Raw genomic sequence first — 13,268 nt, 5'->3', positions numbered from 1 at the left:
CCCGGCGGCCGGGCCGGTCCCCCGCCCGCAGTGGCCTCCGTTCCGAAGGCCCCACCTCCACCCCACCCGACTCGCCGCAGGAGGGCGAATTCGTTCCATGAGTACTTCACTGAGTACTTCACTTTCCCCCGCGTCCACCCACGCGCCGCCCGCCTCCCGGGACTGGCTGCGGCGCTACGGGCCCGAGCGCCCCCGCGCCGCGGCGCGCCTGGTCTGCTTCCCGCACGCGGGCGGCGGCGCGAGCTTCTACCGCCGCTGGGCGGCCCTCCTGCCCGAGACCTACGACCACCTCGCGGTGCAGTACCCGGGCCGCGAGGACCGCATCGGCGAGGAGAGCGCCGGCGCGATGGGACCGCTCGCCGACCGGATCGCCGAGGCGCTGACGCCCCTGGCGGACCGGCCGCTGATCCTGTTCGGCCACAGCATGGGCGCCTCGATCGCCTACGAGGTCGCCCGCCGGCTCCAGGAACACGGCCGTACCCCCCACCACCTGGTCGTCTCCAGCCGGCTGTCCCCCAGCCGCGAACGCCCCGGCACCGTCCACCTCCTGGACGACGAGGCATTCCTGCGGGAACTCGCCGCGTTCGGCGGCATCAGCCAGGAGGTGCTCCGCCACCGCGAACTGCGCGACCTCGTCCTGCGGCCGATGCGCAGCGACTACCGGCTCATCGAGACCTACCAGCCGACGGCCACCCCCGCGCTGGAGTGCCCGGTCACGGCGGTGCGCGGCGACCAGGACCACTCTCACCCGGCCGGCGAACTGCGCGCCTGGGCCGAGGTGGCGGGGGACGACTTCCGGCTCGTCACGCTGCCCGGCGACCACTTCTACCTCGCCTCCCGGACCCGGGAGCTGATCGAGCTGCTGCTGCCGCGGTTCGCCCCGGAGCCGGTGCCGGGCGGCGCGCTCCCGGTTTCCTGAGCCCGGTCTCCCGGACCCGGTCTCCTGGGCCCCCGGACCCGAGCGGCCCCCGCTCCCCAGCGCCACGTTCGACCACGCCACCGCACGACGGAGGATCCCCATGACGCACCTGCACGCCTCACCCCGCCCCGGCCCGGCCGTCCGGCGCCGTTCCGGCGACCGTTCCCTGTTCTCGGTGTCCAAGGAGTGGAACGGCGCCACCCTGCCCGCGCTGGTCCGCGCCAACGTCCCGGGCCTGGACCTCGCAGCCTGGATCACCACCCACAAGAGCACCGTCGACGAACTGGCCCACCGCGCGGCGGCCGTGCTCTTCCGCGGATTCGACGTCCCGGGGGCCGCGGCGTTCCGGACCGCGATGAACGCCCTGTCCCCGCACGTCCTGGACTACGGTGAGCGCTCCTCACCGCGCAGCGAGGTCACCGCCGGCGTCTACACCTCGACCGAGCACCCCGCCGACCAGCACATCCGGCTGCACAACGAGCAGTCGTACACCGACAACTGGCCGGTCCGCATCGTCTTCTGCTGCGAGCTGGCCGCCACCAGCGGCGGGCGCACCCCCCTGGCCGACTCCCGCAAGGTGCTGGCCAGGCTGCGCCCCGAAACCGTGGCTCGGTTCGAGGAGCTGGGCGTCGCCTACGTGCGCAACTACCTGCCCGGCATCAGCCTTTCCTGGCAGGAGGCCTTCCAGACGGAGCGGCGTGCGGATGTCGACGCCTACTGCGCCCGGGCGGGCATCACCGTCGAATGGGTCGGCGACACCCACCTGCGGACCCGCCAGGTACGGCCGGCCGTACGCACCCATCCGGTGACCGGCGAGCGCACGTGGTTCAACCACGCGGTCTTCTTCCATGTGACCTCGCTGCCCGAGGAGGTGACACGGGGGCTGCTCGACTCGCTCCCCCTGGAGGACCTGCCGTACCACACGTACTACGGCGACGGGACGCCCATCGAGGACCGCACCCTCGCCGAGATCCGCGCCGCGCTGGACGCGGAGACCCGTTCCTTCGCCTGGCAGCCCGGTGACGTGCTGCTCGTCGAGAACATGCTCAGCGCGCACGCGCGGGAGCCCTTCGAGGGCCCGCGCCGCATCCTCACCGCCATGGCCGACCCGATCAGCGACTTCGACACGAACGGGAGAACCGCATGACCGCGACGACCGCCCCCGCCACCGCGGCCGGCCCCGGGCCCCGGCGCCGCCGGGCCGGCGCCGGGTCGGCCACCGAACTGGTCCGCAGCCGCCCGCTGCACGACGAACCGTTCCTGCTGCGGGTGGACGCCGCGGTCCAGGGTCTGGAGCTGGACCAGTGGATCGCCGGCCACCACGACCGGGTGACGGCGGACCTCGACCGGTACGGCGCCGTCCTCTTCCGGGGTTTCGCCGTCGACGGGCCGGAAGCCTTCGGACGGGCGGCCCGGGCCATCTCGCCCGACCTGCTGGACTACCTGGAGCGGGCCGCGCCCCGCACCGAGGTCGCGGACAAGGTCTTCACCTCGACCGAGTTCAACGAGGACCAGTGGATCCCGTTCCACCACGAGATGTCCTACTCCCACAACTGGCCGAGCAGGCTGTACTTCTACTGCGACCTGCCCAGTACCGACCGGGGCGCCACACCCGTGGCCAGTGAACGGGCCGTCCTGCCCAGGATTCCCGCCGAGGTCCGCGAACGGTTCGAGCGGCACGGCGTCCTCTACGTCCGCAACTACGGCCCGGACCTCGACCTGCCCTGGCAGGAGGTCTTCCAGACCACCGACCGGGCCGAGGTCGAGGCGTACTGCCGTTCCTCCCGTACCGAGTTCGCCTGGACCGGCCGGGACGGGCTGCGCACCCGGTCCGTCCGCCAGGCCACGGCCCGGCACCCGCGAACGGGCGAGATCGCCTGGTTCAACCACGCCCATCTCTTCCACGTCTCCAACCTCCCCCCTGAGGTGTCCGCGGCGCTCACCGGGGAGTTCGGCACGGAAGGGCTGCCGCGCAACGCCTACTACGGCGACGGCGCCGCCATCGAGGACGACGTCGCGGACATGATCCGCGGCCTCTACCGCGAGGCCGCGGTGTCCTTCCCGTGGGAACGGGGGGACGTCCTCGTCGTCGACAACTTCCTGGCCACCCACGCGCGGGAGCCCTTCACCGGCGACCGCCGGATTCTCGTCGCCATGTCCGACCTTCATGTGAATCGAGGTAACCGATGACCAGCGTCGAGGGCTACCGTCTCTCGCCCGCCCAGCTCCGGGAGTGGCAGCGCGGCGGCGACCGCCGGCTGACCGCGCGGCTGCGCCTGACCACCCCGGCGGACCGCGACCGGCTGCGGTCGGCGCTGGAGACGGTCGCCGCACGGCACGAAGTGCTGCGCCTGCGGCTCCTCCAGTACCCCGGCGTACGGGTTCCGCTGCAAGGCATCGACGAGGACGCCGCCGTCCCGCTGGAGGACGCCGAACCGGCCGGCCCCTGCGACCTCTTCGGCGGCCCGCTGTTCCACGCCGCGCTGGTCGACCTGCCCGGCGGCGGACAGGAACTCGTACTGCGGGCGTCCGCCCTGCTCAGCGACTCCGCCGGACTGCGCGTCCTGCTCGGCGAACTGGCCACCGCCTACCAGGGCGGCACCCTCGGCGACGACCCGGACCGGCTCCAGTTCCTCGATGTCTCGGAGTGGCTGCTGGAGCAGGCCGACGAGGCCGGCGCGCCGACCGCGCAGGCCGCGCAGGCCGCGCAGGGCACGGTGATCGAGCGGCTGTCGCTGCCGTTCTCCGACGGCGGACCGGCGCAGGCACCGAACGTGCTCCGTGCCGAGCTGAGCCGCGCCGCCACCGAGGCACTCCACCGTCGGGCCGGCATCCAGGGCGTACCGGTACGGTCGCTGGCCCTGGCCGCCTGGGCGCTGTCCCTGGCCGGCCGTAACGGCGCCGGGGCCGACGACGCCGTCTTCCCGCTCGGCCTGCACGTCGACGGCCGCTCGGCGCCCGGAACCGAAACCGTCGTGGGTCCCTTGGACGGCCGGCTCGCCGTCGGCATCCCGCTGCCGCTTCCCGCGGCGCCCAAGGAGCTGCTCGACGTCGTCCAGCGGCAGGTCACCCGGGCCGTCGGGGCGGACGGGTACGCCGGGCCCGCCGGGGACGAGGAGTTCGCCGCCGGGTTCGCCGCGTCCGAGCCGGAGGCCGTACGGGAGTGGGCGGGCCTGCCCGTCGCGGGCCTGACCGTGGACGGTCCGGCGCCGGTGTCCCCGCTCCACCTGAGTGTCGAGATCGCGCCGGAGGCCATCCGCCTCGCACTGCACCACGACACGTCCCGCTACGGCGGCGAGGCCGTACAGCGGCTGCTGGACGGCACCGTCGCGGTCCTGACCACCCTTCCCGCGGCGTTCGAGGACGAGCGCGCGCTGCGCGTCTGCGGCGAGCAGGAGGCCGGTCTCCTGGCGCGATGGAGCCGGGGCGGCACGCTCGCGGAGGACGCCCCCGGCACCCTCGTCGAGGCGTTCGACGCGGCCTTCGCGGCGGCCGACGCCGCGGCACCGGCCGTGGTGTCCGCCGACGGCACGGTCTCCTTCGCCGAGCTGGACCGCGCCGCCTCCGCGGTGGCCGCCGCCCTCGTCGGGGCGGGCGTCGCCGCCGAGGAGCCGGTGGCCGTGCCCGCCGAGCGTTCCTGGCGCACCGTCGCCGCGCTGATCGGTGTGCTGCGGGCCGGGGCCGTCTACGTACCGCTGGACATCGCGGCGCCCGCGGCACGGCAGGTGTCGCTGCTGCGGGCGGTCGAGGCGCGGCGGCTGGTGGCCCCGGACGGGCACGGCGTGCCGGCCGGGCTGGCCGGGGAGGTCGAGATCCTCACCCCGCCCTCCGCCGCGGCCCCGGCGCCCGCCGCGCTGCCGCAGGTCCGGCCGGACGATGCCGCGTACATCATCTTCACCTCCGGCTCCACCGGCGCGCCGCGCCCCGTGGTCGTCGAACACCGCGCGGTGGCGCACCTGTTGCGGGCGCTGAAGGCGACGGTGCACGCCGACGCCGGTCCGGGGCTGCGGGTCGCGGTGAACGCCCCGCTGACCTTCGACGCCTCCGTCAAGCAGCTGATCCAGCTCGCCGCCGGGCACACGCTGTGCCTCGTACCGGACGAGATCCGCCACCACGGCGGTGAGCTGCTGGCCCACCTCGCCGAGCAGCGGGTCGACGTGTTCGACTGCACGCCCTCCCACCTGCGCGCGGTGCTGGCGGCCACGGCGGGCACCGGGGCCACCCTGCCCGGCACCGTCCTGATCGGTGGCGAGGCGGTCGACCAGTCCCTGTGGGACACCCTCGCCGGCCTCGACGGGGTGCGCGCCGTCAACGTCTACGGCCCGACCGAGTGCACCGTCGACGCCACCTTCGCCGAGATCACCGGCGGCACCCGGCCCACCATCGGCCGGCCGCTGCCCGGCACCGACGTCCTGGTCCTCGACGCGGACCTGCGGCCCGTACCGCCGGGTGTGGCGGGCGAGTTGTGCGTCGCGGGCCCGCAACTGGCCCGCGGGTACCTCGGGGACCCGGAGACCACCGCGCGCCGCTTCGTGACCGCCGAGGCGCTGCCGGACGGCGCCCGGCGGGTCTACCGCACCGGCGACCGGGTGCGGTACCTGGCCGACGGCACCCTCGCCTACCTCGGCCGTACCGACGACCAGGTGAAGGTCCGCGGCTTCCGGGTCGAGCCCGGCGAGATCCAGGCCGTCCTCGGCACCCACCCGGGCGTCGCGCAGGCGGTGGTGGTGGCCCGCGAGAGCGCGGACGGCACCACGCTGACCGGTTACGCCAGGCCCGTCGCCGAAGCCGTGACCGGCCTCGACCCGGACCGCGTCGCGGGCGTCAACCCGCACGAGACCCGCTACCTGTACGACGAGATCTTCCTCCAGCGCACCTACCTGCGCGGGGACGTGACCCTGCGCGAGAACGCCGTCGTCGTCGACGTCGGCGCCAACATCGGCATGTTCTCGCTCTTCGTCCACCAGCTGTGCCCGAGCGCCTCGCTCTACGCCTACGAGCCACTGGCCCCGGTGTACGAGCACCTGCGGACCAACACCGCCCGGTTCGGGGTGCGGGCGAAGACCTTCCCGTACGGCCTGGGGGCCGCGGACGCCGAGCTGTCGTTCACCTACTACCCCGGCTATTCGATGATGTCCGGCGTCAGCGCGTACGCCGACTCGGACTCCGAGGTCGAGGTCATCAAGCGCTACCTGGCCAACGAGCGGGGGCAGGGCCTGGAGGACAGCGGCCGGCTCCTCGACCGGGCCGACGAGCTGCTGGCGGACCGGTTCCGCGGCGAGGAACTGCGCACGCGGGTACGGCGGTTCTCCGACATCGTCGACGAGGAACGCCTCACCCGTGTCGACCTCCTCAAAATCGATGTCCAGCGGGCCGAACTGGACGTGCTGCGGGGCATCGACGCCCGCCACTGGGGCCTGGTGCAGCAGGTCGTGATGGAGGTGCACGACGGCGCGGGCACCGCCACCGAGGGGCGCCTCGGGGAGATCGTCGCCCTCCTGGAGGAGCAGGGCTTCACGGTCACGGCGGAGCAGGACAGCCTCCTCGAAGGCACCGACCGGCACTCCCTGTACGCGGTCCGCGCCGGGTACGCCGACGACCCGCGCCCCGTCGTCGCCGACGCCCGCACCCAGGCGCCCGTGAACGGCGTGGTGCTGCGGGACTGGCTGGCCGAGCGGCTCCCCGCGCACCTCGTACCGGGCGCGGTGGTCACGCTCGACGCCTTCCCGCTGACCCGTAACGGGAAGATCGACCGTGCGGCGCTGCCGGAGCCCGCCGAGCGGGACCGGACGTCCGCGGAGCTGGTGCCGCCCCGCAACCGTACGGAGGAGGTGCTGGCCGAGGTCTGGCAGGAGGCGCTGCGGCTGGACCGGGTGAGTGTGGAGGACGACTTCTTCCGCCTCGGCGGGGACTCGATCCGGGCGATCCAGGTGCAGGTGGCGGCCGGCAGCCGGGGGCTGGAGGTCCAGCTTCGGGACATCTTCGGCTGCGCCACGATCCGTGAACTGGCCGAAGCCGAGGGCACGGTCCTCACGGAGACCGCGCCGGCGCAGTAGCCGGGCCGCTCGTCCGGCGGCGTGGTCCGGCCGGTGGGGACGCGTCCCCACCGGCCGTTCGCCGTGCTCCCGTCCTGCGGACGAAGAGCGCCGGGCGGTGGCGGAGCGGTACGACACCGTGGCGGCCTCCACGGTCGTCGCGCGGGCTACGACGCCACCACCCGGCTGTACCGGCCCGGTGTGCGGTGATTTACGGGGGTGGCACACCGGCCGGTGTCCGGGCCCGCCGTACGGCGGGCGGTGGGTCACGCGGGCACGCTCTCCCCTTGCGGCTCCGCGACGGTCCGGTGGCCGGGCTGCGCCTTCTTGGCACCGGGGATGAGGAGGAAGGCGATGACGGCACCCAGCAGGGCGGTCGCCGCGCACACGGCCATGGACAGGGTCATGCCGTGGGCGAAGGCGCGGTGGGCCGCGTCGAGGAGCGAGCCGCCCTGCTCGGCGGGCATGCCGTGCACCGCGTCGGCCGCCTCCCCGAGGGAGTGGCGCATCCCGGCCGGGACCGTACCCGGCAGCGCGTTCCCGTACGCGAGGGCCAGCACGCTGCCGATGACGGCGACGCCGAACGCCGAACCGAGTTCCTGCACCGTGTCGTTCATGGCGGACAGCCGTCCCGAACTCTCCGGGGGGCCGGCGCTCATGAGGACGTCGTTGACCGGGGCCACGGCCAGGCCCATACCGGCGCCGAGCAGTACCAGCCCCACGGCGGTGGGCGGATAACCGGCCCCGGGCGCGAAGAAGGCCAGCACGCCCAGGCCCGCGGCCATGGTGGCCAGGCCGAGCGCGATGGTGACCCGGGCGCCGATCGCCTTGGCGACGGCCGGGGACAGCGGAGAGGAGACGACGATGGCGGCGGCGAGCGGCACGGTGGCCAGTCCCGCGGACATCGGCGAGAAGTTCAGCACCAGTTGGAGCTGCTGGGTGACCACGAAGGCCCCGCCCAGCAGGGAGAACATCAGGAAGGCCATGGTGCCGCTGGCCCCGAGGAACTGCCGGGAGAACATCAGCCGCAGGTCGAGCATGGGCTCCTTGGCGGTCGCCTGGCGCAGGAAGAAGAGCGCCAGCACCACCAGTCCGCCGAGGAGCGGGGTGAGCACGACGCCCGAACCCCACCCGCGCGTCGGCGCGGAGATGACCCCGAAGAGGACGCCGCCCATGCCGACCGTGGACAGCACGGTGCCCGGGAGGTCGGCCCGGCGCGCGACGGGATCCTTGGACTCCGGCACGATCCAGGCGACACCGATGAGCGCCAGGACGACGACGGGGACGTTGAGGACGAAGACGGCGCCCCACCAGAAGTGCTCCAGCAGCACGCCGCCCAGCAGCGGGCCGAGCACCATGCCGAGCGCGGTGACCGCGCCCCAGCGTCCGATGGCGGAAGCGCGCTCCTCGGCGGAGAAGACGTGGACCAGGATCGACAGGGTGCCCGGCATGAAGAACGACCCGCCGACGCCCATCAGTCCGCGGGCCGCGACGACCTGCCACGGTTCCTGCGCGAAGGCGCCCAGTCCGGAGGCGATGCCGAAGACGACCAGGCCCACGACGAGCATCTTCTTGCGCCCGAAGCGGTCCGAGAAGCTGCCCGCGGTGAGCAGGACGCCGGCCAGCACCAGGGTGTACGCGTCCACGAACCACTGGAGTTCCTCGGTCCCGGCCCCCAGCTCACGGCTCATCGTCGGCAGCGCGACGTTGAGCACCGTGGTGTCGATCGAGACCACGAACACGGCCAGGCACAGCACCGCCAGTATCGCCCAGCGGCGTGGATGTCCCTGTTCCATATCCCCTCCAGTACGACGTTCGATCGCTAGTACAGCGTACGACTCTCGGGCACTGTACTCTAGATCGCACGCCGGCACCACCAGCACACGCAAGGCACACCCCGGCCCCATGGAGGCGCAGTGACGGACGGCAAGCACAAGGTGAGCGCGGCCTGGCTGGAGGACAAGCCGCCCCGCAGACAGCAGCCGCTCTCCCGGGAGCAGATCGTCCGCGGCGCGGTGGAATACCTGGAGCAGCACGGGCTGGAAGAGCTGAGCATGCGCAAGCTCGCCGCCCACCTCGGCACCGCGGCGACGTCGCTGTACTGGCACGTGGTCACCAAGGACCAGTTGTTCGACCTCGTCCTCGACGAGATCTTCGGCGAGGTGCGCCTTCCCGAGGAGGACGGCGAGCCGCTGGAGGATCTCCGCCGGGTCATGCACGAGGTGCGGCGGGTGCTGAGCCGCTACCCGGAGGCCGCGCGCCTGGCCGCGAGCCGCCCGACGCTGGGCCCCCGCGCGCTCCGCGTGGTCGAATACACCCTCGGCGCACTGCTGCGGACGGGATATCCCGAGGAATCCATCGCCCACGCCTACAACCTGATCGCCGACTACACCATCGGCGGCGTCCTGGTGGAACTCTCACGGAAGCGGCTCACCGGACCCGACGCCCCTTCCGGGGAATCCTCCGAGGACGCCGACACCATGCGCTCGTTCGTGGAATCACTGCCGAGCGAGAAATTCCCCCACTTCGTCCGGCTCAGCGGCCTGCTCGTCACGGCCAACGACGAGGAGAGCTTCGCATTCGGGCTGGACCGGCTGCTGGCGGGAATCAGCAACGACCTGGAGAAGTGACCGCCGCGGCATATTGGCCTTTCGCCGGGAAAGGCCAATACACCGGCACACCGCGTCCGGTGAATCCGCCGAACCGGAGAAATCCAGCGGGCGTCCGGTGCGGTGATCACCCCGGGGCGGCACCGGCCGGCCCCGGGACCTGATCAGCCCTGGGCGACCCGATCAACCCCGGGCGACCCGGTCAGCCCTGGGCACCCCGAGCAACCCCGGCCGACCCCGATCAACCCCGATCAACCCCGGGCGACCCGATCAGCCCTGGGCGGCGACCTCGGCCGTCCGCCGCAGCGCCTCGCCGATGTCCGCGCGGGACACGTCCCGGTGCGTCACGAAACGTACGCAGCCGTCCATCGACGACGCCAGCACCCCCGCCGCCCGCAGCCGCGTCAGCCACTTCTGGAGATCGTCCACCTCGGCCAGCACGATGTTGGTCTGCGGCCCCCGCACCCGCAGACCGAGCTCCACCAGGCCGTCGGCCAGCTCCCGGGCGGCCTCGTGATCCTCGTGCAGCCGCTCCAGCCGGTCCAGCGCCACCAGCCCCGCCGCCGCCAGGACGCCCCCCTGGCGCACCCCGCCGCCGAGCATCTTGCGCACCCGCCGCGCCTCGTCGACGAAGTCACGCGGGCCCGCGACCAGCGAGCCGACCGGAGCGCCGAGCCCCTTGCTCAGGCACGCCTGGACGCTGTCCACACCGGCCGTCAGCTCCGCCGGTTTCACGCCGAGGGCCGCCGCGGCGTTCCAGATGCGCGCACCGTCCAGATGCACCTTCAGCCCGGCGGCGTGGGCCGCCTCGACGAGCCGCGCATGCTCGGCCGGCGCCGTGACGGCACCCCCCGCCGCGTTGTGCGTGTTCTCCAGACACAGCAGCGGCGTACGCAGCCGGTAGTACGGCCCCTGGGAACCCGCCGCCGCCGTCACGGCCTCCGGCGACGGACGCCCCGGCCCCGCGTCCCACGCCAACGGCTCCGGCATCCCACCGGCGAGCCACGCGGCGGTGCCCAGTTCGTTGTCCAGCACATGCGCCGCGCGAGGCACCAGAAAACGGTCACCCCGCTGCAGATGCAGCATCAGCGCGATGGTGTTGCCCATACATCCGGTCGGCACCCACAGAGCCGCTTCCGCACCGAGAAGCTGAGCCGCCCGTTCCTCCAGCTCCCGCATCGTGGGATCCCCGTCGAGAACATCGTCACCCACTTCCGCGGCGGCCATTGCGGCACGCATTTCGGCGTCGGGCTTGGTGACCGTGTCGGATCGCAGATCGATGGCCTGAGTAGCATTCATGGCAGCAACCAAACACACAACGACGCTGCCTGCACAGGCTTTTGACCAATCCTTTCGATCCAACGTGACCGACATCTCCACGCACCCCACCGGAATCGCCCCGGCCCCGACTCCCACCCCATCCGGAATGCTCGATTCGACATTCCGCGAACAGCTACGGCGCACCCACGGCGCAGCCATCGACTTTCCCCCACGGTCGCACCTGGAACCCGAGCCGGGTGTCGGATGTATATATTCCACCGCATGTAGGGGATTCCACTGCTGCCGAATGCCTTCCGAGTCGCAGGCGGTGGCGTACACACTGCCGCTCGGACACCCGAGGTCGTTGCGGCTGCCGGGACTGCGCGGCCACGACGGTCAGCCGGGCCGCGGCGACCACAGCACTGACCATGCCGCTCTTCTTCACTGAGATCTTCACTGTTTTCCTCGGAGCCGGGTGATCAGTTCTTGTCCGGGGAGACGAGCCGGCCGTACTCCTCGCGGTCGCCGCCGCGGTCCGGGTAGAGGTCTTGCGCCATCTTCTTCCGCACGGAGGGGAGGTGGCGGGCGACCCAGAAGTAGCCGCGCATGGAGGCGAGGGCGGCCCGGCCGATGACCGGCTTGTGGATGGTCGCGCAGGGAGGTGTTGGCGCCGACGCCCTGGCCGGGGGTCATGGTGTGGACGGCGTCGCCGAGGAGGGTGACGGTGTCGGCGTTCCAGCGCGGGATCGGGACCGAGGTCCGGATGTTGATCGGGAAGGTGGTCTGCCGGTCGCCCATGCTGAAGAGTTTGCGGAGGTCGGGGCTCCAGTCGGGCGTCATGTCCAGGACGGTTTCGATCAGCTCGTCCGGGGACTTCTTCAGGACGTCCGGCGGGAACTTGCCGGTCGAGGCCCGGAAGCCCCAGTTGATGTAGTCGCGGGTGTTGTCGAAGAGTAGCCCGGGCCACCGCGTGAGGAGTTCGGCGTCGTTGCCGCCGATGCCGCTCTTGATGCGGCCTGCACGGTCCCAGCGGAACTCCATGGTGTGCAGGATGCAGCTGTACCCCCTGGGGGCGACGACGAGGCCGATGCCCTGGAAGACCTCGGGCAGGAGCAGCGCCTCGGTCTCCGGGATGATCGGGACCTTGGCGGTGACGGAGACGATGCCGGCGTCCTTGACCTGCGCGTGCGGCAGGTACTGCCGACGCACACGGGAGTTGGAGCCGGCGGCGGCGACGAGCAGGTCGCCGGTGGCGTCGGTCCCGTCGTCGAAGTACGCGGTGACACGGCCATCGGCGTCCTTCTCGTAGTGCGTGAAGGTCTTGCCGAAGTGGACGTCGTCCTCGATGCCGGTGAGCAGCACCTGCCGGAGAGTCATCCGGCTCACGGACTTCTCGCTGTTGACGGGGGCGTCACTGCCGACGAGGTCGAGGGTGAGGCTGGGCCTCAGGTCCTCCTTGAGGAAGCTGAAATACTTCGGTGCCCGGGCGCAGGTGGCGAGGAAGGTGTCGAACAGTTCTGGCAGCAGCAGGTACTTCAGCGCCCGGCTGCCGTCGGGGTCGGTGCCCACGCGGTAACGCGCCCGCCGAAGCGCCGTGGCTGTTCCACACCCGGCAGTCCTACGTCGCGGCAAGCGGACGACCGGCGCTGACCGACCCCGGCGCTGCCGCGGCGGGCCTCCAGGTTCTGGTACGCCGCTACCTGGCCGGGTTCGGTCCGGCGTCGGTGGCGGACGTGGCCCAGTTCTCGCTGGTACGGCGGGACCGTGTCAAAGCCGCGTTGCAGGCGCTCGCCGACGACCTCGTACAACTGGCGGGCCCCGACGGCACGGTGCTGTACGACGTCCCCGACGCGCCCCGGCCCGCCGAGGACACCCCGGCCCCTCCCAGGCTGATGGCGATGTGGGACAGCATCCTGCTCGCCTACGCCGACCGCGGCCGCGTCATCCCGCCCGCGTACCGCAAACTCGTGATCCGCGTGAACGGCGACGTGCTGCCCACCCTCCTGGTGGACGGCTACGTCGCCGGGGTCCGGCGTCCCGCCGACGCCGGCATCGAAGCCACCGCCTTCCATCCCCTACCGAACGAGGTCTGGGAGGAACTGGCCGCGGAGGCCCGGTCGCTCATGGCCTTCCTGGCCGACCGGGACCCCGCGCCTTACCGCCGCTACGACCACTGGTGGGCCAAGGGCCTCCCGGCCGTCGAGACACGGCTGCTGCCCGGCGACTGAGCCACCGAGCGATCGGACGACCCCCGTGGCCGGACGACCGGACGGCCCGGCGACAGGACGGCCCGGCGACCACTGGCCGCACGATCTGCCGCGGAGGTTCTGTCGCCGGGGCTTCGGTTCAGCGTTGGAGGAAGGTGAAGAGGTCCTCCCAGCGCTGGACGATTTCGTCGGTGGCGTAGCGCTGGATGTTGGTGCGGGCGGTTTCGCCCATGCGGTC

8 protein-coding genes and 1 pseudogene are annotated in these 13,268 nt (G+C 72.5%); 6 read left to right on the top strand and 3 right to left on the bottom strand.

The window, feature by feature from the left end; translation table 11 throughout:
• Positions 1 to 97: 97 nt before the first annotated feature.
• From ACZ4QV_RS40000 to ACZ4QV_RS39985, 4 genes are all read left to right on the top strand, one after another.
• On the top strand, positions 98 to 919 hold the full coding sequence (locus ACZ4QV_RS40000; RefSeq protein WP_361160557.1) for a thioesterase II family protein: 822 nt from the start codon (positions 98 to 100) through the stop codon (positions 917 to 919).
• 100 nt (positions 920 to 1,019) lie between these two features.
• Entirely contained in the window at positions 1,020 to 2,066 is a 1,047-nt protein-coding gene (locus ACZ4QV_RS39995) for a TauD/TfdA family dioxygenase (RefSeq protein ID WP_361617740.1), read from the top strand.
• Positions 2,063 to 3,109 (top strand): TauD/TfdA family dioxygenase, encoded by a 1,047-nt coding sequence (locus ACZ4QV_RS39990; RefSeq protein WP_361617737.1) that lies wholly within the window; start codon positions 2,063 to 2,065, stop codon positions 3,107 to 3,109. The genes ACZ4QV_RS39995 and ACZ4QV_RS39990 overlap by 4 nt, the downstream gene beginning before the upstream one ends.
• A complete protein-coding gene (locus ACZ4QV_RS39985) occupies positions 3,106 to 6,975 on the top strand; it encodes an amino acid adenylation domain-containing protein (protein ID WP_361617734.1) in 3,870 nt (1,289 codons plus the stop codon). The genes ACZ4QV_RS39990 and ACZ4QV_RS39985 overlap by 4 nt, the downstream gene beginning before the upstream one ends.
• 245 nt (positions 6,976 to 7,220) lie before the next feature.
• Here ACZ4QV_RS39985 and ACZ4QV_RS39980 read toward each other — a convergent pair whose 3' ends face one another.
• Positions 7,221 to 8,750 (bottom strand): MFS transporter, encoded by a 1,530-nt coding sequence (locus tag ACZ4QV_RS39980; protein WP_361160546.1) that lies wholly within the window; start codon positions 8,748 to 8,750, stop codon positions 7,221 to 7,223.
• 120 nt (positions 8,751 to 8,870) lie between these two features.
• Here ACZ4QV_RS39980 and ACZ4QV_RS39975 point away from each other — a divergent pair, with 120 nt between their 5' ends.
• On the top strand, positions 8,871 to 9,584 hold the full coding sequence (locus ACZ4QV_RS39975) for a TetR/AcrR family transcriptional regulator (RefSeq protein WP_361160543.1): 714 nt from the start codon (positions 8,871 to 8,873) through the stop codon (positions 9,582 to 9,584).
• Positions 9,585 to 9,833: 249 nt separating this feature from the next.
• Here ACZ4QV_RS39975 and ACZ4QV_RS39970 read toward each other — a convergent pair whose 3' ends face one another.
• Positions 9,834 to 10,862 carry a threonine aldolase family protein gene (locus ACZ4QV_RS39970; RefSeq protein WP_361591307.1) on the bottom strand — a complete coding sequence of 343 codons (1,029 nt, stop codon included), beginning with the start codon at positions 10,860 to 10,862 and terminating at the stop codon, positions 9,834 to 9,836.
• Positions 10,863 to 11,276: 414 nt separating this feature from the next.
• Positions 11,277 to 12,392 (bottom strand): FAD-dependent oxidoreductase, encoded by a 1,116-nt coding sequence (locus ACZ4QV_RS39965; RefSeq protein WP_361591305.1) that lies wholly within the window; start codon positions 12,390 to 12,392, stop codon positions 11,277 to 11,279.
• On the opposite strand from ACZ4QV_RS39965, the pseudogene ACZ4QV_RS39960 reads away from it, so the two are divergent.
• Positions 12,389 to 13,051 (top strand): annotated as a pseudogene (locus tag ACZ4QV_RS39960) (DNA glycosylase AlkZ-like family protein); the annotation flags it as partial. The gene ACZ4QV_RS39965 and the pseudogene ACZ4QV_RS39960 sit on opposite strands and share 4 nt — an antisense overlap.
• Between the last annotated feature and the right edge of the window lie 217 nt (positions 13,052 to 13,268).

It is taken from the genome of Streptomyces sp. NPDC026394 (assembly GCF_055567735.1).
This window is presented reverse-complemented; position numbering and strand designations above follow the sequence as displayed.